The 21,353-nt window shown below is 55.4% G+C and carries 12 protein-coding genes; 10 read left to right on the top strand and 2 right to left on the bottom strand.

Annotated elements, in window-relative coordinates:
• Window positions 1–187: hypothetical protein (locus VAE55_RS08445; RefSeq protein ID WP_322815349.1), on the top strand; the 187-nt coding region annotated here is incomplete at its 5' end.
• Window positions 188–265: 78 nt separating this feature from the next.
• Here VAE55_RS08445 and mcr read toward each other — a convergent pair.
• Window positions 266–3,925, bottom strand: coding sequence for a malonyl CoA reductase subunit Mcr (gene mcr / locus VAE55_RS08450; protein WP_322815350.1), 3,660 nt, complete (start codon window positions 3,923–3,925; stop codon window positions 266–268).
• A gap of 189 nt (window positions 3,926–4,114) precedes the next feature.
• Here mcr and VAE55_RS08455 point away from each other — a divergent pair, with 189 nt between their 5' ends.
• From VAE55_RS08455 to VAE55_RS08495, 9 genes are all read left to right on the top strand, one after another.
• The gene (locus tag VAE55_RS08455) at window positions 4,115–4,462 is read left to right on the top strand and encodes a hypothetical protein (protein WP_322815351.1); all 348 of its coding nucleotides are present in this window, start codon (window positions 4,115–4,117) and stop codon (window positions 4,460–4,462) included.
• 922 nt (window positions 4,463–5,384) lie between these two features.
• Window positions 5,385–6,725: a cytochrome P450 gene (locus VAE55_RS08460; RefSeq protein ID WP_322815352.1), complete on the top strand. Its 1,341-nt coding sequence runs from the start codon at window positions 5,385–5,387 to the stop codon at window positions 6,723–6,725.
• Window positions 6,726–6,772: 47 nt separating this feature from the next.
• Window positions 6,773–7,762 (top strand): YgfZ/GcvT domain-containing protein, encoded by a 990-nt coding sequence (locus tag VAE55_RS08465; protein ID WP_322815353.1) that lies wholly within the window; start codon window positions 6,773–6,775, stop codon window positions 7,760–7,762.
• Window positions 7,759–11,733, top strand: a complete 3,975-nt coding sequence (locus VAE55_RS08470; protein WP_322815354.1) for a GAF domain-containing protein — start codon at window positions 7,759–7,761, stop codon at window positions 11,731–11,733. Before VAE55_RS08465 ends, VAE55_RS08470 begins: the two co-directional genes overlap by 4 nt.
• A 114-nt stretch (window positions 11,734–11,847) precedes the next feature.
• Window positions 11,848–14,565 carry a VWA domain-containing protein gene (locus VAE55_RS08475; RefSeq protein ID WP_322815355.1) on the top strand — a complete coding sequence of 906 codons (2,718 nt, stop codon included), beginning with the start codon at window positions 11,848–11,850 and terminating at the stop codon, window positions 14,563–14,565.
• Window positions 14,566–14,622: 57 nt separating this feature from the next.
• Window positions 14,623–14,949: an ATP-dependent Clp protease adaptor ClpS gene (locus VAE55_RS08480; RefSeq protein WP_322815356.1), complete on the top strand. Its 327-nt coding sequence runs from the start codon at window positions 14,623–14,625 to the stop codon at window positions 14,947–14,949.
• Window positions 14,950–15,005: 56 nt separating this feature from the next.
• A complete protein-coding gene (locus tag VAE55_RS08485; RefSeq protein ID WP_322815357.1) occupies window positions 15,006–16,526 on the top strand; it encodes a serine hydrolase in 1,521 nt (506 codons plus the stop codon).
• Complete coding sequence (locus VAE55_RS08490; protein ID WP_322815358.1) at window positions 16,523–18,460, top strand: hypothetical protein; 1,938 nt, start codon at window positions 16,523–16,525, stop codon at window positions 18,458–18,460. The genes VAE55_RS08485 and VAE55_RS08490 overlap by 4 nt, the downstream gene beginning before the upstream one ends.
• A 4-nt stretch (window positions 18,461–18,464) precedes the next feature.
• Entirely contained in the window at window positions 18,465–18,842 is a 378-nt protein-coding gene (locus VAE55_RS08495) for a hypothetical protein (RefSeq protein WP_012258465.1), read from the top strand.
• Window positions 18,843–18,862: 20 nt separating this feature from the next.
• Here the strand turns inward: VAE55_RS08495 and VAE55_RS08500 are convergent, their stop codons facing one another.
• Complete coding sequence (locus tag VAE55_RS08500) at window positions 18,863–21,238, bottom strand: LamG-like jellyroll fold domain-containing protein (protein WP_322815359.1); 2,376 nt, start codon at window positions 21,236–21,238, stop codon at window positions 18,863–18,865.
• Window positions 21,239–21,353: the final 115 nt, after the last annotated feature.

A 21,353-nucleotide genomic window follows, 5' to 3' on the forward strand; every position in this document is an offset into this window, starting at 1 on the left:
GACACAGAGGATGGGGAGAAACCAGGTTGCTGCCGTGAGACGCAACGTCGCACGTCCATGGGAACTGGCTGCTCACCACGTTGCTGGTGCGATTACGCCATACGGTGTTACGGGCAATGTCGTGCTGGTCATCCTGGTAGTCAGTCTCCGTAGCCTGTCACAGTATAGGTGGCAACTTGAGTTATGATAGAGACGTCGCATTGCAACGTCTCTATCGTTCTCTTACTATGCTGGTCTGGTAGTAGTGGTTCCTGTGGCGTAGAATTTACACGGTAATCGCCCGTCCGCGATGAATCCGCCCGGCGTAACGGGTATCGGCTTCAGACGGGAGTGGTGCAGTGACCAGCAAGACTGCCTCGATAAAACGTTCCAATTCTTGTTGGCGCTCGTGCGGATCGCGCGGCTCTTCGGCACGAGCACGTCGGGTCAGATCAACTTGATTAATCAGAATGCGCTGAGCAGTTCGTTCACTCTCGACACCAATCGTAGCCGTAAAAGCGTGGAGGGTTGTTTTGATGAAGTTAGCCAGAGCAAATTGCTCGGTAGTTGAGGTAGCCGTAGTTTCGGGAGTGACCAGCGCGAGACTGGCACCATCACTCAGGGCAATCTTGCGCGCTACCCGGAAATGGTGGGTGAGCTGATGTTCGCACAACTCGGCAAATTCAGCCTCACTCAGCACTGTGCTCCAGTCGCTATCTTTACGCCCGACTAGTGGTACTGTCGGAAGTGACCGGAAGGGAGTACAGATAACCGGCCCTGGGCGACCGTAGCGAGTGATAGCCTGGTCGATAGCGGCTTCGATCTGATCACCGGCCACAATAGTCATCAGCCGACCGGCCTCGACGTGATCGTGGAGCAGACGACGCATCGTCTCTGCCCCGGTTTCTGTCTCAACAATCATCACTACCTGGCGTGCCCCGTAACGTTCGAGGTACGCACGGGCAAGTAGGTTAAGGTGTTCAGTCAGATGTTCACCTATCAGATAGACCGTGCTTCCAACCAGCTCCGCCAGCCGTTCGGGTGAGGGCAAGCCGAAGAGTTCTCCGCCGGTAGGGGTGCGTTCGTAACGTAGCCCTCCTGACGGGTGGAATGTCTCACCACTGACATTGCGGTCGGCAAGATAATAGACGGTGGCCATTGCAACATCAAACTCGGTCGGCATCCGTTGCAGGTAGAGCATCCCCATGATGCCGTCACGAACCTTGCGGGCTTCGCGATCAATCTGGGCTCGGGTGAAGAAGGGATCGGGCGGGTTTGGCAGGTTTGCAAAGATGTCGGCAGGCAACACATAGCCACCATTATGCAAACGAGCCAGCAATTTAGCGGCAATTGAACGGTTCAGCAACGCACTGCTTGATGATGCCGCCGGATCGCCTTCGCTGCGAAAACGTCGTGCCAGTTCACGCAACGCGGTAGGTGCTGCGGGATTCTGCTCTAGTGCGGCCACATCATTGGATAAGAGCAGTTCAACCAGTTCGTGCATAGATCGCTCATCGGTGCGTGCAGCCGCGATAAGAGCAGCGTGAAGCTCATTCAGCCGCTTGTTCTCCAAAATCAGCCGCGCCCGACGGGCAAAGAGGCCGGGACGTTCACCGGTACCGCGCAAGCGATCACCTTCGACCGGACCCGGCGCGATGGCATTAATTTGTATCTCTGGGCCAAGGAAGCGTGCAAAGACTTCAGCCATTGCCCGCTGACCAGCCTTCGAGACAGCGTAATCGGCACGGTTGGGGTAAGGAATGGCCGCATCTTTTTCACCGCCAAAGTATGATGAAACGTTAAGGATATAACCGCTACCCTGTTTTTTCATCAACGGTGCCAGTTTGCGCATCAACGAGTAGTTGCTGATCAGATTGGCGAAGAGGGTATGACGCCATCCCTCAACCGGCATATCGATCACCATCTCTTCGACACCGGCGATCCCGGCGTTGTTGATCAGATAATCGACGGTGCCAAAAGCTGACAGGGTACGTTCAACAAGATCCGCAAGCTGCGCTTCGCTACTCACATCGCAGCCCGGTGCAATGTGGACGCGATCCTCGACATCGGTATAACCCACTTCAGCCAGCTCAGATTGAATCATCGCCTGCATCTGCTCGAGCTTATGCCGATCACGGGCTGCCAGCATCACGCGCGCGCCACTCAAAGCCAGGAGGCGCCCGATCTGACCACCAATACCGGCGCTGCCACCGGTAATCAAGGCAACCTTACCCAAATGTAACCCGATCAGACTTTCCGCCCATCCAACCGATGCACTACGTGCGCCGGTGGTGGCGCTAATGTTGGCAGGGATGTTGAGCGTAATCTCATTGATATGGCGTTGACTATGGAGCAATTGAGCTGTCCAGGCACAGGCAAATTCTAACCCTTCAAGGCTGCGGTTAGCGAAGCGCACAATCTGATTGGCCCATACCGGTGGCAGCACATGATCACCGGCGGCGCTGGTGCGCTGATAGTCAAGTTCAGCCTCGTGGCGCCACACGCGAATGAGCTGAGCGATAGCGGCACTTTGAATGCGTCCGTAAACATTTCCACCCTGATCGGCACCGTTCGAGAGAAAGATGACACGTGGTCCACGTGCACGTGCACCGGGGGTAAGACGTTGCGACTGCCAGTACCGGGCCAGACGACTGGCAATCACAATTGTCCCGGTGATTTCATCGGCCAGAAAATTCAGCACCCGCTCATCATCAACATCAATGACGCACTGTGCCGGTTCGCGACCGGTAGCAGGCAGAATAACCGCTGCATGGATCCCGCCGGTATTCTCACCGGCCCAATCAAAGACAGCGTCAATTGTTGCCGGATCGCGTGGATCGAGTGGCAAGGCAATAGGAGGCGTAAAGTCTGACCCGGCCAGCCGCCGACTCTCATTGACTGCTTGCTCGAACTGGGCCAGCGCCGCAGCCGAACGGAAGCCGATGATCACTTCACTCCCACAGGTACGCAACATACCGGTGAGTGCCATCACCTCTTCAATCTGGTCGCCGGCGCAGATAAGCGTCGTGCGGCCACTGGCATCGATCGTGCGCAGATCGGTACGGGCCAGCAGGCTGGTCTCACTACAGGCCGGCAACTCCATTCCGTGCGTAACCTCAATCGTTTCACCGGAAAGAGCGGCGGATTCGGCACTGGCCAGAAAGACAGCGGCGTCTGCCACATCACCGACGGATGGGAACCGCCGTTCGAGTGCGCCCTGGTCGTTGGCACGACACAATCGCATGGTGTTCAAAAAATGGTGCGCCGTGTCGCCTTCGGGCCGCCCCTTTAGCTGATCCATACGCTGGAACACTGTACGGATGCGATCACTCTCAATCGGGCCGGGAAAGATCGCATTGACGCGGATGCCACGTGCACCTAACTCACGCGCAGCAAGTTGAGATAGGGCATTCAGAGCAGCTTTAGGGGTTACATACGGAATTCGACCGTAGTACTCAGCACGTGAGAAGACGGTTGAGACATTGATGACCGCACTTCCTGCCGGCATATAAGGTGCCGCAATCCGCATCAGATGCCATTCCATACCGAGTAAATTGGCGATGCTGGCATGAAGCGTCTCCTCGGCACCAGGGCCTAATTCAGCTTCAGTGAGTGGAATCTCGGCCAGACGACGCTGGGCACCGGCACTCCCTGCATTATTGACCAGAATATCGATCTGGCCGTGACGGGCCACAATGGCTTCGATACCAGCACGTACCGCGACCGGATCACTCCCATCCATGACTTCGAGATCGATGCGCTTGGCCGGCACTCCTGCCTCTGCCTGCATTTGTTCGGCCAGTGCGGTCAACTTCACCCGATTCCGTCCACTAATAATGACCGTCGCTCCCTCTGCGAGAAAGCGACGTGTCAATTCACTGCCGATATTGCCGGCACCACCGGTAATTAACGCAATCTTTCCTGCCAGTCGTCCTGTTCCGCTCATGGACTCCCCCATCGCCATCGCTGTTCTGTTATGCAATTAGTTGAAGAATTATTGATACGTATAGTATACCATGATGTTGTTCCAAATTTCACGGATGGTTAAGAATGTATGACTGTTGATATGGCTTAAGTGGTTTTTTGACAACCGTGATAGCAAGCGGTTGCCAATGGCATGCGCGTGCATACTTCTGTGAGCATGGACATCGCTGCGACCGGCGTATTGGCCGTAGATGATATTACCGTTTCATACCTTTTTGTCATTACAAGTATTCGCTTAAGTTATCTTTTAACATTAAAGATAGTCTTAGCGCAGACAGTTCAGGAACGGACAGAAAATATAAGCAACCCAACGTCTACCTCATCAGGACGTCTCAATGCAAGCATTGACCTGAAAACGATGGCTTGGCACACAACCAACCGCTATTTGATTGAACGCAGCAATCAAGACGCCAAGAAAGAATCCAATTGGGACGAATGCCAAACTCGTACATATCGCGCCTGGCAACCGCAACCGACCCTGACCATGGTGGCTTTCTGATATGGGGCTGAACCCCGTCTCGATGGGCAAAAACGCTTTGAGCAACGTCGCGATTTGCTCGTTCAGGAGATAATGAGCAACGATACTTTCAAGTTGCTTCGTGCTACATTGGTACGTTGTCAATGACTGAATGGATATATCGAATCAGACAGAAGGGCTGAGGAAAGTTTTGTCAGTATATTGATTTCGATATTTTTACACTTTCTTACTTCTGATAGGTATAGCCTCGTACTCAAGCGTAACACACGCTAGACGTGCAACAAGAAGCTGATTTTATCATGCTTTACACCCGCAGAGATCATCACGAATAAGTGTAAATCCAATGAATAAACACAGACACTCATTCTGTTTCACCATATGCCATACGATTACGTTTATAATTACATCTTTGATTACCACTGTTTGCACAACAATTCGCATCGTTCAGGAGTCATGCCTGCGACACTGCCTGGGTTTGGTACCAGCAAGATTGCTTGTGAGTATTCGCCGGTCGGAGAGCATTGGTAACCGCGCCCGGCTAAGCGTGTGTTAAGCGTATCACAACGGCTTGAACTGTTCGGATAAGCCATATCAAGACTGTCGCTAAACGGTAACCCGCCTTGGGTAGAACTATCCCCGCCCAATCTACCAGTTGCGGCCGCTGCGGACAGCCAACACCCTGACCTAGCACGTGGAACATTGGTTACGGTGATAGTTTGTTCAATAGCGATGCTGCCAGTCGTGGGAGTAAGAGAGTGATCAGGTCAATTGCACCTATCCGCACAAGATGGTGCGTCAACGAGAGGTACGTATCACAGCCTTGCCATTGTGGTAAAGGCTGCACGACGTCTGAAGAACAATTAACGTTTTACTAACGTCACTACTATATCTCAATACTCGTGCTATGATACCGGCAACGCCTGTTTTGATCGGAGGTACGGCCATGATCCACTTTCCTTCCCCGGTTGCAATTCGTAACCTGCAACAATTGCGCCGCGAACCGCTGACGCTGCTGGAAGAGCTGGCTTCGCGCGGCGATGTGGTGCCATTTCGGGTTGGGCCACAGATGATGGTACTGGTGAATTACCCCGATCTCATTCGCGACGTATTAGTGACACAACACCGCTCCTTTGTTAAGGGTCGTGTGCTGGAACGGGCAAAGCGCCTGCTCGGTGAGGGATTGCTGACCAGTGAGGGAGAGTTACATCTGCGGCAGCGACGCCTGATGCAGCCGGCTTTTCACCGCCAGCGGATTGCCGCTTACGGCGATGCAATGGTCACGGTGGCCGAGGCGCACAGTGCGCACTGGCAAGATGGGCTGGTGCTCGATGTCAGCCGCGAATTCATGGCAATTACACTGCAAATTGTCGGAATAACCCTCTTTTCGGCTGATACGGAAGCCGATGCCGATGAGGTGTTTGCGGCAATGCATGATCTGGTTGCTATGTTCGATCTGGCGGTATTACCGTTTGCCGACTGGCTGTTTGCCTTGCCGTTACCACCTGTGCGCCGCTTTCAGACCGTGAAAGCCCGACTCGATACCATCATATACCGGCTGATTGCCCAGCGCCGCGCCAATCCGGTTGATCGTGGCGATCTGCTCTCGATGTTGCTGACCGCTGTGGATCACGAAGGTGATGGCTACCGGATGACCGATACGCAACTGCGTGATGAGCTGTTGACGATCTTTCTTGCCGGACACGAGACCACCGCAAACGCTTTGACCTGGGCGCTCTACTTGTTAGCGCAGTATCCATCTCTTGCCGCACATTTGACCGCCGAACTGGATACTGTGCTCGGTGGACGAAAACCGACTGTCGCCGATCTGCCGAAGCTGACCTATACCTCATGGTTTTTTGCCGAAGCCCTGCGTCTGTATCCTCCGGCGTGGCTCATCGGGCGGCGGGCAATTGCACCGGTGACACTCGGTGATGTGCGGGTTGCGCCTGATACCATCGTGCTGTTAAGTCCATGGCTGATGCACCACGATCCCCGTTTCTTCCCTGAACCGTACCATTGTGACCCTCTCCGCCACACGCCGGAAGCCCAGGCTCAGCGACCAAAATTTGCCTTCTTCCCCTTCGGTGGTGGGCCGCGCACCTGTATCGGAGAACCGTTTGCCTGGATGGAGGGTATTCTCGTGCTGGCAACGCTGGTGCAACGCTGGCAATTTCTGCCGGTCGCCGATCATCCGGTCGTCCTCCAGACCGGTATTACCCTCCGTCCACGGTACGGCATGCAATTACAGCTCAGAGAACGTCGAACAGTTTTGGGTGCAGCGTGATACAATATTTATGAACGATAAGCTTCTAAGTAGATGATTGCTACGCTATGAATCAGGAAACACTGACAGCTTACGAGGCGGTGTATGGGTATGCTGCCGTGATCAACGAGTCTGATCGCGGACGACTCTGGATGCGTGGTCGCGACCGCGCAGCACTGCTACACCGGCTCTCGACGAACCATATCGAGCGATTACAGCCCGGTCAAGGCACCCTGACCGTGCTCACCACGCCAATTGGGCGTATGATCGATCTGCTACGGGTATATGCCCTCCCTGACGCATTGTTGCTTGAAACCGGCGATAGTCATGGGCCGGCGATTTTGCGCCATTTGCGCAAGAATATCTTCTTCAACGATCAGGTGACGGTCGCCGACGCGAGTGCCGAACTGGGTCAGATTGGCGTATACGGGCCACAGGCTGGTCAGGTGATCCAGACGATTGGTTTGCCGGTTGATCTGCCGCTACACAGTATCGCAACCGGTGACTGGAATGGACATCAGGTGCTGGTAGCACGGTGTGAACCGTTGGGTGGCGATGGGTATACGCTCTATCCACCGGCTGCGCAAACAGCGACACTGCTTACTGCGCTAACCGATGCAGGGGCCGTTCCACTCGACAGTCATACGGCAGAAGTGGTACGCATCGAGCATGGCTACCCGCGCTTCAAACACGAAATTACGCTTGATTACATTCCACTCGAAGCCGATTTGTGGCGTGCGGTAAGTTTCCAGAAAGGGTGCTATGTCGGGCAAGAGATTATTGCCCGCATGGAAAGCCGGGGGCGGATCGCCAAGCTTTTGTGCGGCTTACGTCTGTCGGCTGCGCCCGCAGCAGTGCCAGCAGCGGTAAGGGTGGATGGTAAAGAGGCTGGCACCCTGACCAGTGCTGTCTACTCACCACGGTACGGCTGGATCGGACTGGCCTATCTGCGTCGTATCTATGCCGAAAGTGGTACTACCGTTACCCTCGCTCAACAACCGGCAACCGTGTGTCAACTACCATTCATGAGTGATACAACCCAGGACAATGCGGCATGACTCGTACAGCACGTCGGCGACAATTGATAGGTGATCTGCAACACCAGCGTGATGCATTGCGCCTGCAACAAGAGCGCGACCAGCAGATTCTCGCTGCACTCTATGCGATTGGTCTTGCCGCCCGTGATCGTCCGTCATTACGGGTTATTTTCGAGACAATTGTGCGCGAGCTGCACAAGGTTTTTGAGTTTGATGCCTGTTATCTGGCCTTTTGTGATGAGCGACCGGAGATTTTTAAGGCTGCACTGCTTTACGATGAGGGACAGATCGATTTTCTCGAAAATCGTGAGTATGGTTACCTGACCGGTTTGATTGTCCGCCAGCGTGAGCCAATACTCTTTCGCGATCTGTTGACCGAACGCGATGCCAGTTTACCGCCGGTACCGTTCGGCAATACCGCAAAGCTCTCGCGTTCGTGGATCGGTGTACCGCTGATGATTAGTGACGCAGTGGTTGGTGTCATCTCGCTGCAAAGCTATCAGCCTGGCCGCTACAACCACGAAACACTCGCTTTGTTGCAGCGGATTGCGAATGTCATTGCGCTGGCGCTGGAAAATGCGGTACTGGTTGAAGAGCAGGATCGGCTCAGTCGGGAATTAGCCACACAGTTAGCAGCGCGGCGCGAAGAATTGGCGGCTCTGAGCGAACTGGCGGCAACACTGGTCGATACGCGCTCTCTGCACGAAGTCCTGGATCAGGCCCTGGCCATTGCTATTTCAACGCTGCACTTCGACGCCGGTAATGTTCGGCTCCTTGACGAGACAGGTTCGATCCTGGTGTTATGCGCTCAGCGAGGGTTTGCCCAAGAATACATTGAACAGACTCGTCAAATCCCGCTCGAAATCAGCCCCTTGCGTGAAGTAGTCTTGAAACGACAGCCACGAATTATTGACCGTGACTGGCAGGCTCATTACGATCCAGCGACATTTCCTCTGCATCTCTTCCCGCCCTTCGAGTCGACGATTAATATGCCACTGGTTGTCGGGAGTCAGGTACTGGGGACATTGAGCCTGTTTGGTTTTTCCACCCGCGAACTAACCTCCTATGAGCTGAACCTGGCGCAGGCAGTGGCAAACCAGATTGCGATCCTGGTCGAACATAGCCGGCTTACCGAACAACGTGAACGTCGGATTGCCGAATTACGTGCACTGCGTGAGATCAGTCTGGCTGCCTCAACCGTACAGATGACACGCGAATTGCTTCAGCGAGCGGCATTGGGCTTGCAGAACTGTATCAATCTCGACGCTTTCACGATGGTAATCTACGATCCGGTTCGCCATCTGATTAGTGACGGGATTATCCTTGATGAAGGAGAGTTTTTCGATTTCTGGATCGGCCAACCTCCGCCGCCACGTTCACTCACCGCCCGGATTCTGCGTGAGCGGCAACCGATTTTTTTACGCGATCTGTCACACGAGATCAGCTCACTGCCCGACGTCGAGGGGGTAATTATCGGTGCTGAACGGATGGCGCGGTCGTGGATGGGGTGGCCCCTGCTCGACCGTGACGGTCAACCAATTGGTGTTGTCTCGGTACAGAGTTACCAGGTCAATGCCTTCACGCCCCGCGACATGGAGTTTCTCGGCAATGTTGCCGCCCAGTTATCGTTGCACGTCAAGAATGTGACGTTGCTGGCCCAACGTTCACGCCAGATTGCCGAGCTGCAAGCGATTAATCAGATTGGCAAGCTGGTAGCAGAATCCTACGACCTTGAGCGCATTTTGAACGAAACCCGGTGGGTCGTGGTTGATTTGACAACCGCATCGGTCTTTTACTTGCTGCTCTGCGATCCGGTCTCACGCCGGGTACAGTATGCAACATTTATTGAACACGACCGCCAGATATCCCATGATCTGGTTGGTAAACCACCGCCACCATCATCCCTTTCTGACTGGCTCCTCACCCATCGCCAGCCCCTACGCTTTGATGATTTTGCGGTTGAACGTAACAGGATCCGCGCAATGGGGATCAAACCGCACCAGATCGGCTCGATGCATCTGATGCGTTCGTGGGTTGGGGTGCCCGTTCTGTCTTACAATCAAACCGCTATCGGGGTACTGGTACTACAAGACGAACGTCCGTATCGTTATGATAATGATACGGTTGATGTGCTGGCTCAGATTGCCAACCTGATTAGCCTGGCCGTACAAAAAGTACAGTTGTTCGAAGAGCGAGAGCGTCAGGTACGCGAAAATGCACGTCTGTTCGAGGCTGCGCAAGCCCACGCAATTGCAGCCGAACGTCAGGCAGCCCGAATGGCATTGGTTAATCGCATTGCCGGCTTGCTGGCTGCTCACCTTAACCAGCAAGAGATTCTCGAAATTGCCACTCGTGAACTGGTGCAGCTCTTCTGGGCTGATCACACCGGCCTGGTGCTGTTTCAAGACGAAGACACTGGGGTTGTGGCAGCAGAATATCCACCAATCGGTATTGTCGGTTCTGTGATTGATCTCTGGCAGAATCCGCTGGTTGATGCCTTGCGCACCACTCGTCGTCCACAGGTCATTCTTGATATTGAGAGTGACCCACGGGCAGCAGTATCACGCGAGCATTGGCGTGAGATGGGGTTGCGCTCGCTGGTGATTGTGCCGTTGATCAGCCGTGATCGGGTGTTTGGCTCGATTTCGTTTGACAGCTTTGGCGAACCACGCTCCTATGCCGACGAGGAGCTGGAACTGATGATGACGGTAACAACCTCGGTGGCGACGGCTTATGAAAATGCATTGCTCTTCGCTGCCGAACAGGAGCAGCGCCGTACTGCGGAGACACTGCGCGAAGTTGCCCGCGTCTTGAGTTCAAGCTTCAACCCCCACGAAGTCTTACAGCTCGTGTTAGCAGAGCTGCGTAAGGTCATCAATTACGACACTTCCACCATTATGTTGCTCGATGGGCCGATCTTGCGGATTGCGGCTGCTAGTGGTTGGCCCGCTGATGAAGTACCGTTAGGGCGAACGCTACCGGTTGCCAATAGCGGCGCCGGCCAGGTCGTTCGCGAGCGACGCCCTATCTTACTGGTTGCACCACCTGATCGTACCATCTGGCCTCCCGGCGATATGGGTGAGCGTATTCTGACCTGGCTGGGGGTACCACTTATTGCCAAGGGTCGCGTGCTGGGCGTATTGAATATTGACTCATACCATCGCAATGCCTTCAACGAACGTGATCTGGAGGTTGCACTGACCTTTGCCAACCACGCAGCACTAGCAATTGAGAATGCGCAGCTCTACCAAGAATCAGTGGCACGGGTAGAACAAGAGATGGCGATTGCGCGCCAGATTCAGTTAAACCTCTTTCCACGGGAGTTGCCGGTGTGTCCTGGACTGCGTATCGCAGCCCGTTGTTTGCCGGCCCGTGAGACAGGTGGTGATTTCTACGATGTAATCGATCTTGGCTCACGGATTGGGGTCATTATCGGTGACGTGAGCGGGAAGTCGTTACCGGCGGCAATGCTGATGGCGGTTGCTCGTTCCACTGCCCGCTCTGAAGCACGCAATCATGAATTTCCACGTCTGGTGCTGGCCGCGACCAACCACTGGCTGGTCGATGATGTACCACGTTATACCTTTGTCGCCCTGGGATATGCGTTGATCGATCCGATCGCGCAACGCTTGATCCTGGCGAATGCCGGTCAGTTGTCACCGTTGCTTCGCCATGCTGATGGGCGCACGACCTTTCTAGAAACGGCCGGTGCGTTGCCACTCGGCATGCAGCGCAACGCCCGCTACAATCAGCTCGAACTCGATCTGGCTCCTGGTGATACACTGGTATTCTACACTGATGGTGTGGTTGAAGCCCAGAATCGTAAGCGTGAGTTGTTTGGCTTTGATCGCTTTGAGCGGTTGGTGCGTCGCTGGGGGAATCTGGAGCCGGCTGATCTGCTAGAGAAGCTGTTATCGGCCATTCATGAATTTACCGAAGAACGAGTCGCCCATGATGATATGACGCTGGTTGTTGTGCGAGTAAACCCGTAGGGTGTGTTGACGTTATCCACGTCTTCCCAAGCGTGTGGGTTCTGATTACACAGCGTCATTTCCGCTCAATACGATGGTGTGGCGTACTACACTACTATCCTGGAACGGAGTTGAATGGTGCTGAGCGTTGTTGAGCCGGCAGCATTATGGCTGTTTGTGCTCGCCATTCCTCTGCTTGGTGTGATCTGGTTGGGTCATACCGATCTCCACCGCCGTCTTGGGCGTTTGCGATTATGGTTGCTGGTGGTGGTGCGTTTTCTGATCCTGGCAGCACTCGTGTTGGCCATGGCCGGCCTTCAAATCGGTCGACCGGTGTATGCTACAGCCACCGTCTTTCTCCTTGATATCAGCGACTCGGTGGCTCCTGCCCAACGCACCGCAGCGCTCAACGTTATTGAGCAGGCGGCGGCTACCGCCGATCCCGACGACCGCATGGCTGTGATCATTTTTGGCGCCCGCGCCATGGTCGAGCGCGTGGCCGAACTACCCCGTCCGCTAAACCGGATCGATGCCCTGGTAGCCGGTTCACGCACCAATATTGAAGATGCCATCCAATTGGGACTGGCGATGTTGCCCGATGCGATGCATCGACGACTGGTATTGATCTCGGATGGCGGCGAAAATGTAGGTCAGGCGTTAACAGCCGCTCGTCTGGCGGCTGCTCGTGGCGTTCCTATCGAGGTCATCATCCTGTCGGCGGAGCGCGGCCCGGATGCGCTGATCACAGCCTTACAGGCACCGACTACGGCTAACATCAATCAGAATATTCCACTGACTGTTCAGATTGAAAGTGACGTCGCGGGTGCGACGACGGTGCAGTTGCTCGCTGATGGTCAGTTGCTGGCCGAACAGTCCGTGACGGTGATACCTGGTCGCAATCAGGTTGCCTTTGCTGTACCGGCGCGCGAGAGTGGGTTTCGCCGCTTTGAGGCACGACTGATTGCTCCCTTCGATACCCAGCCGGCCAATAATCGAGCGGTGGCGTTTACGTTTGTCAGTGGCCCACCGCACGTATTGTTGTTAACGGTGGCACCGGAACAGACACTTGCGCTGGCCGAAGCCTGGCGCGCCGGAGGGATTGAGGTGACGGTACAGACACCGATGCAAGCTCCGGCCAATCCACTCGATTTGCGCACTTTCGATGCGATTGCCCTGGTTGATACGCCGGCGAACACTGTTTCGCCGGTACTCCAACGCGCTCTGACAACCTACGTGCGTGATCTGGGTGGCGGACTGCTGGTCATTGGTGGCCCCCAATCGTTTGGCGCCGGTGGCTGGCGTCGTTCGCTAATCGAGCCGTTATTCCCGGTTTCGCTTGATCCACTGCCGCGTGAAGAACGATTCGACTTGGCGCTGACGCTAGTCATTGACCGCAGCGGGAGTATGAGCGAGATTGTGGACGGCTTGCGTACCCAACTCGATCTGGCCCGTGAAGCGGCATTTCAGGCGAGTTTTGGCTTATCGCGTCAGGATCAGCTCTCAATTATCGCCTTCGATAGCGTTGCCGATGTGATTTTACCGTTGCAACCACTCCCCGATCTGACGACAATTGAAGATGCGCTGAGTCGATTGTTTGCTGGCGGAGGCACGAATATTCGTAGCGGAATGGCACTGGCAGCCGAGACTATCACCACGGCTGATGCCCGGATTCGACACGTAATCCTCTTGACCGATGGTGTCTCTGAGACTGAATATGTCGATCTGGTTACCAACCTGCGCACACAAGGGGTTACGGTCAGCACGGTGGCGATTGGTCTCAATACCGACCGTGCGCTTGAGCGGGTTGCGCAGATCGGCGGCGGTAAATACTACGTTGTTCGTCAGGCCGAAGCTCTGCCACAGATTCTGCTGGAAGAGACTGTCCGGGTGGCGAATCGCGATCTGGTAGAAGAGCCTTTCACACCCGCACTTGCATTACCGACACCATGGCTGCGCAATTTCAGCGCTTTGCCACCACTGCAAGGGCGAAATGTCGTTGCCGAACGGCCAATCAGCCGGGTGCTCCTGGTCGCCGATGATGGCTCGCCGCTCCTGGCAACGGCTCAGATCGGTGTTGGACGGGTGCTAGCTTGGGCAAGTGATATGACAGGACGCTGGGCGACTGCATGGTTATCCTGGTCAGAATTTCCACGTTTTGCCGCCGGATTGGCGTCTGAAGTACTTCCACTCAATAGTGATGATTATCTATCGCTCAGCGCAACGGTAACTGCTGATCGAGTTGAAATTGACCTTCAGGCCCGTGATCGTAGTGGACTGCCTGTTGAATTGGGCGAGATTCGCAGTCGCATCAGTGGACTGGCCGATGAAATCGTACTGGATTTTGTGCAGATCGCGCCTGGACGGTATCGTGCGATCACAACCATCGATCAGATAGGAGCCTATTTGGTACAGGTTAGTGCAACTGACCGCAGCGGGATGCCGCTTGGCACAGTTTCCACTGGCCTGATGGTAAACTATTCACCGGAGTATGGGCAGTTTACAGCGAATCCCGGCTTGCTGGTCGAACTTGCAGCATTGACCGGTGGTCAGGTTAATCCGCCACCAGACCTGCTCTTTGCCCCAACAGAGCGTTCCGTGTATGAAATCCGGCCGGTAACTATGCCTCTACTCTGGCTGGCACTGGCATTACTGCCCGTAGACATTGCGCTACGCCGGCTCTTTGTCGCAGTACCCGATTGGCGCCCTGTCATCATCCGCCGACCACAGCGTAAACCACCAGTAGTGAAGCAGTCTTCGTCAGCGCCGACCAACACCTCTACTTTACCGCAAAGCGATGAAGAGCGAATTGCCGCACTATTGGCAGCAAAACGACGCCGTCGCCGGGATGAGTGATGCTATATGCTATACTGCCAGCAGGAATTGATGGTACAGTAACTGACGGAGGAGCCCATGTCAACTGAACAACCAACAGTCACTGTGCGGCCTGCCGTCTTATTTGCGGTTGCCAGCGATGAGGAACTTGAACGGCCGTACCGTGTTATTGTTCAGAACGACGACGTGACTCCTATGGATTTTGTCGTCATCGTATTGCGAGTCTTTTTCGGGCTTGATCTGGCCCGTGCCGAACAGGTAATGCTTACCGCTCATTATGAAGGGCGAGCGCTGGTAACGGTACTCCCGTTGCAAGAAGCGCAAGAGCGGGTCTACGAGGCTCATCATGCAGCCCGCGAGGCCGGCTATCCGTTAACCTTTTATCTTGAGCCTGATGAACAGTAACGTTTCCAACCAGGTACCTGTGGCTTGCATTCTGAAAGATGGAGTTTTGCTCAACTATGAATCTCCGGCTCCGTTTGTTTGCCATTGCCCTGATTTGCATGGCTTTCATTGCCGGGTGTACATCAACACCTCGTGCTACGATACCGTCTGAACCGGTCATCGCGGCTGAACCGACCCGGTTGGTGGTTTCCACCCCACTGCCCACACCCCTGCCGGTCTACGCCGACGGCACTGAAGTTGCTGGTGTACCGATTAGTGGGTTGACGGTTGCAGAGGCAGAAGCAGCACTGAGCAGTGCGCTGTCGGCGAGGGTAACACCACTGCGACTGGTTGCCGGTGCATATACGCAGACGATTGAGCCGACGGCTATTAATCTGCACGCCGACCCGGCTGCATTGCTGGCTGCGGCAGCGCCAGCGTTGGGGAGCGAAACATCGGTACGTGTACCACTCCAGCTTAGCTTCGATGAAACAGCCCTCCGTGAGCAGATGACGACGTTTGCTGCCGAGTCGGCTCTTTCACCCCAGGTCACAGTTATCACGGCAACTGACGTGTTGTCACGGAGCTTTGCCTACATTCCCGGCCGGGCGATTGATCTCGACCGCTCGCTGGAGATTGTGAGCGGCTTGCTACGCCGTGGACGGGCAACCGAACCGATTGCGCTGACCCTTTGGCCGACTACTGACCAGCCGCGTGCTTCGCTCGAACAACTCACCACCCAGCTTGAAGAGATGGTTGAAGCATGGGATGGTGTGGCTGGGGTTTATCTGTATGATCTCGCCACCGGCGCTGAAGTCGCTGTGAATGCACGCAGTGTCTTTCCCGGCGCCAGCACGATCAAGACGGCCATCATGCTCTATGCATACACGAAGCTCGAAACCTTTACCGAACGCCAGTGGCAACGCATGCGCCTCATGATCATCGAGAGTGACAACCTGGCGGCAAATGACATTCTGGCTGCCGGCGCCGGCGGTACTGGTACCGATCTGGCATTTCGCGGCGCGGAAGAGATGAGTGATATGCTGGCCGATCTTGGTCTGGAATATCTCTATCTCTACGTCCCTTACGAGTCGACCGATTACATCCGGCTGTACAAGGTTAAATATCGCTGTGGACCGAAAGACCCGGTCGGCGAACCGCCGTATACCGAGACCGGTTGCGCACTGCGGGCAACTCCTTACGCTATCGGGCAGATCTACCGCATGATTGACGAGTGTGCGCATGGTGAAGGTGTTCTGCTGAAGAAATTTGAACTACTCAATCCAGATCGATGTCAGGAGATGCTCGACTTGCTGGCTGAGAATGGCGACAATAGCCGGATGGTTGCCGGTCTGCCAGAGGGAGTACGGGTCGAGCACAAATCGGGATGGGTTGACAACACCCAGGCCGATGCCGGGATTGTACGCTCACCTGGTGGTGATTATGTGTTGGCCGTGTACGTCTACAAGCCACTGGAAGATCGGGCGGCCTGGCCCGACTCGCTGCTCGGCGAAGCAATTGCCGATTTCAGCCGTCTTGTGTACACTGCCTACAACCCAATTCAAATTGATCCGGCTTCACAGGGAGACACACCATGACCGGTCTACCTATCAAGCGCATGGTGCTCTACAAACACGGTGTTGGCTATTTTGAACGACAGGGCACCTTCAGCGGTGACACCTTAACACTCACCTTTCCCCTGACGGCAATGGACGACGTGTTGAAGAGTCTGGTTGTCATTGACCGCAGCGGCCAGGTGCGCAACATCGACTTTGCCACCCCTGAAGATCGCGCTGCGCTGTTGGCTCGCGGGAGCATTCAGCTCTCGAACGAACGGAGCCTGCTCGATTTGCTGCGCGATCTGCGTGGACGCACCGTGCGCTTGACATTGACCGGCAAACAGGGCGAGACGATCACCGGACAGGTGATCGGGATAGATGTCGAAGATGAAAAACCGCTGCGTCGAGCTATCGTAAGTCTCTACCTCGCGGAAGAGCGGGTAGTGCGTCCGTTTGCGCTCGATGATCTGTTACGAGTTGAACTTGTCGATGATAAGGCGTATCACGATCTGACCTTCTTTTTGCGCGCTGCCCAAAACGACGAGCGCAACCGCACGGTGACCGTACACCTGACACCGGGTGAACACGATCTCTTGATCGGTTACGTGGCGCCGGCACCGGCCTGGCGGGTCAGCTATCGTCTGCTCTGCGAGGATGGTGCCGATGGTGCGTCACGCTGCTTCCTCCAGGGTTGGGGGCTGTTCGATAATCAGCTTGAGGAAGATTTGGTCGATGTTGCGGTGACGCTGGTTGCCGGCCAGCCGGTTTCGTTCCGGTATCGTCTACACGAACCGCAGACGCCGGAACGCCCCTTACTGGGTGATACACCGCGTCCACAGCCGAAACCTATGTCCCGTATGCGGACGATGTCGGCGCAGGCACGCGATATGGCACCGGAAGCAGGGGAGACAATGACTCTGGCAGCACGTGCCCCCTCTCCTGTTCTTACCATTGAGACAGTAACCGACAGTGTGCGCCCGGTCGCTGTGGGTGAAGATCAGGGGGCGCTCTTCGCGTATCGGGTCATACAGCCGGTCAGTGTCGGGCGTGGACAATCGGCGATGGCGCCGATTGTCGGATCGCAGATCAGCGGAGCGCGAGAGCTGGTGTACAATCAGCGTCGGCTGGACAAACACCCCCTGGCCGCCATTCGGCTCAAGAACGAGACTGGCCTCACATTGGAACAAGGGCCGGTTACCGTGCTGATCAATGGTGAATACGCCGGTGAAGCGGTACTACCATTCACCCGTGCCGGTGCCGGATTCACCGTCTTCCACGCTGTTGAATTGGGGGTGACGGTACTGGAAACGACACACGAGACCTGCCATCTCCACGGGATTCGGCTTCACGATAGTGATATATTGATCGATGAATATATGCTCTTGTTCCGGCAATATACGATCATCAGCACGCTGCATACACCATCTATCGTGATCATCGAGCATCACCGCACTGCTCATACCGAACTGATAGACACACCACCGCCCCTCAGCGAAGAGGGTTTCATCGCACGTTGGGCAGTAAGTGTACCGGCCGCCGATCAAACGGTGTTCACAGTGTGCGAGCGACGGCTACTCTCACGCAGTCAGTCAATCAGCAGTCTCACCGGTGAACAGTTGCAACACTTCCTCCGCGACAAACTGCTCGACGAAGCGACCTTTCAGCAGCTTAGCGGAGTGCTCAGCCTCTACCGCCAGATTGACAAAGCGCACAGGATGATCGCCGAACACGAAGTCGAACAGCGACGTATCCTTGAGCGACAGCAACACCTGCGCCAGACCATTGAACCACTGCGTAGCACTGGTGAAGAGGGGGCATTGCGTCAGCGTTACGTCGCGACACTGGCACAGCTCGAAGATCAGTTTGAGCAGATCACCAGATCAATAGCCGAACAACAGACCACCATCGAAAAACTCACAGCGCAGATCGAACGTCGGTTACGGCGCCTCTCCGCACTAAAACGTACAGCGTAAACCCATGATGCGCGACTACCGGACATTCTTTGCCATCGTGCTTGCCAGCCTGGCCGGGTGGATTATTGCTGTAGCGGTCTACACCCAGATCGGCGACAATCGCAGCCCGGAACTCTTGCGCTGGCTGGCATTGGTCATTCTGATCACACCACTCAGTGGCTTGCTCGGATGGATTGCTATCCGGCGCCACGAGTGGCGTCTGGCCGCTGCGTGCTGTGGTGCGCTCTACTTTTTCACGCCCTTCGTGGCTGCCCGCATCGAAACCATCCTCACCCCCGATGCAGCGCGCCAAACGGTAGGGCCACACACGGTCTATTTTGTCAGTGTGCTGGCATTACACCTGCTCGGCGGGCTGGTGCTGGCCTGGTGGCGGGGAAGGTGAGGATGTAGTCGAGACAGTAATCACCGCTGCATTAACGGCACAAAGACCTGATGCCATAAAGGGACTGCTATCGGCTCACTAACCAGTCCTGTTGCATCGCGCATACGGACGAAGAGCTGGCGGGTTTCGCCAGCCTCCCATCGCCAGCGGATTTCCGGTACCAGCGGTAGCCAGGCTGCTGTAGTGAAGTCGGGGATGGTACTCAGTTGTACCTCCAGTGGTGTATCTTGATCATGGGAATCGAAGCGCAATCGTACCGTGTCAGTTTCGAGCCACTCAGTCTGGATGCCGGCACGTGGTGGTAGATTGAGCGTTACTGTCTGTGATACAACAGTCGTATTTCCAGCTCGATCAACATAGGACACCTCTACCACATGATCGCCTTCAACTGACGGTAGACTCCAGCGATAGCTGTCGTAATACGGTAACGGGTCGCTCTGCTCACCGTTAATGCTCAGCGTCACCGCAACAATGCCACCGTTGTCGTCCATAGCATTGGTGTCAATGCGGATTGTGGGTTCATTGACCACGACCGGATCGGTGGACAGAACTGGTGCTGTAGCAAGGGCAGTAATTTCGGCTGGGGATATGGGATTGACAAAGATCGCCAGGTCGTCAATTGCGACGCCGGCAGCGGGACTACCAGCGCTAAAGCGTCCAATATACAGCAGCGCACCGGGCAGGTACGGTAAGACGGTGTTGTTTCGCTCAGCAACCAACACGCCATCGATGTAGAGGGCTTTGTGACCATGCGCCGCATCCCAGGTCACCGCGAAGTGATGCCAGCCGGTACTCAACGTATCCGGTACGCTCAGCAGATCTTCACCGCTGGTGACGTCACCCACCGTCCAGAACGTCCACTGCGCACGACCATCGCCCCCAAGCCGATCCCGGCGCAGAGCCAGGGTTCCAGTATAGATAGGTGCCCCTTCCGGTTCGGCACTCGTCGCAAACAGATAGTGGCGGTTGAGGCTATTGCCGGGGAACGTGGCCGGTATCTCAACCCATAAACTTATGGTTCCTCGTTCGAGATCGAGATTGCCGGTCGTGGGTAAGGCAACGATGGCGTTGTCGCTCACCATTGCCTGACCGAAGCGACCGCCGGTAAAGCGTGGATTGCCACTGAGGTATGGTATACCCTGACCAACAGTCTGGAGCGCGTGACCATCGAAACTCACGGCAAGGCGGAGATAGTCGGGCGGTGCGACACGCATCGTACCCATTGGTGGCGTGGTATCAGACACTGGTGGTGTGTAATCAGGCGGTGTGAAATCGTAAGTGCCGACTAGATCGGGATGCCAGAGCCAGGTACTGGCTGCACAACCGGCGTAGGCCGGACAGGGATCGGAACCGGAGCCAAACCAGCCATACGGATCAACCTGTCTGCGAATACCCCCTTCCCACCGCCGGACTTCAAAGTGCAGATGCGGAGTTCCGCTCACCCCACTGGCACCGCTCACGCCAATCTGCTGACCGGTTGTAACGTGCACACCATTGCTCTCGTTGAAAATGGGCGCAAATGCACTCAAATGCCAGTAGACGGTTTCGTAGCCGTTGGGGTGAACAATAACAACTCCCAGACCCCGTGACTCGCGAAACGCATACGCTGTGCCACTTGCAGCAGCAAGGATCGGAGTGGAGAACGGTGCATCCGGGAAAACATAATCATGACCATCGTGGCTATTGTATTGCACGTTTCGCCGGCCAAGATAGTCAACCATTTCATTGTTACCATCGCCCCCGGTATCAACCATTGGGTAAAGATGATCGAAGTAGGCAAGATGGTTGACCCGCGTACCCATTGGCCATGGTGCCTGTAACCAACCGGTCATATCGGTTGTTACCACGACAGGCGGCGCGAGCTGACCGTCGAAATAGGTGCGAAGTGCCGCTGCGGTTGCTTTCACTGTTGCCAGCCATGTCACCGAATCACGGCCCTGAGCCAAAAATCGCTTCATGGCAATCCACTCAGCCGGCTCATCAAGAGAGATGGTGAGGGTCAACCCATCTTGTAATCGAATGGTTGGCGGTTGCTGATACGGTCCCAGTCCAGCCCGTAATTCCCGGTTAACCCACACGATCTGTTCGGCGAAACCGGTAGGGCCGTGCAGGCCGAAGGGGTGACTCAAGGCGGTTGATGGCGGAGCAGGATCGCTGATGAGACCGGCTGTTGCTTCAAGCAGGGCCAGGGTGAGGAATGGACTGACGCCGAAGTAAATGCTCTGCTCTTCGATAATCTGGGCCGCAGGTTTCCCGTCAACATCAAGTTCCTTTAAGGGACCAGGCTGCCGGGCGAGAAACTCAGCCACGCTCCATCCACCGGTTGGCTGGGCGTGTACCGGATTGGCGATAACAACGAAGCTCACGATGAGCAGCCAGGAGGCGAAGCGATGCATAAGTGACCGTATGCAGCAATGGTTCAATGTTGTACCTATACTACCATAACGTCATTGTGAGGCAAAGGTTTCCTGGATGACAAAGTGCTAAGGTTTGGATTAACTTACCGCCCCC

The sequence above is a fragment of the Chloroflexus sp. genome (genome assembly GCF_034432675.1).
Taxonomy (GTDB): Bacteria; Chloroflexota; Chloroflexia; order Chloroflexales; family Chloroflexaceae; genus Chloroflexus.

Excerpts from the sequence above, each read along its gene's own strand:
- mcr (WP_322815350.1), bottom strand. The coding sequence starts at position 3,925 with ATGAGCGGAACAGGACGACTGGCAGGAAAGATTGCGTTAATTACCGGT.
- VAE55_RS08460 (WP_322815352.1), top strand. The coding sequence starts at position 5,385 with ATGATCCACTTTCCTTCCCCGGTTGCAATTCGTAACCTGCAACAATTG.
- VAE55_RS08465 (WP_322815353.1), top strand. The coding sequence starts at position 6,773 with ATGAATCAGGAAACACTGACAGCTTACGAGGCGGTGTATGGGTATGCT.
- VAE55_RS08470 (WP_322815354.1), top strand. The coding sequence starts at position 7,759 with ATGACTCGTACAGCACGTCGGCGACAATTGATAGGTGATCTGCAACAC.
- VAE55_RS08475 (WP_322815355.1), top strand. The coding sequence starts at position 11,848 with ATGGTGCTGAGCGTTGTTGAGCCGGCAGCATTATGGCTGTTTGTGCTC.
- VAE55_RS08480 (WP_322815356.1), top strand. The coding sequence starts at position 14,623 with ATGTCAACTGAACAACCAACAGTCACTGTGCGGCCTGCCGTCTTATTT.
- VAE55_RS08485 (WP_322815357.1), top strand. The coding sequence starts at position 15,006 with ATGAATCTCCGGCTCCGTTTGTTTGCCATTGCCCTGATTTGCATGGCT.
- VAE55_RS08490 (WP_322815358.1), top strand. The coding sequence starts at position 16,523 with ATGACCGGTCTACCTATCAAGCGCATGGTGCTCTACAAACACGGTGTT.
- VAE55_RS08495 (WP_012258465.1), top strand. The coding sequence starts at position 18,465 with ATGATGCGCGACTACCGGACATTCTTTGCCATCGTGCTTGCCAGCCTG.
- VAE55_RS08500 (WP_322815359.1), bottom strand. The coding sequence starts at position 21,238 with ATGCATCGCTTCGCCTCCTGGCTGCTCATCGTGAGCTTCGTTGTTATC.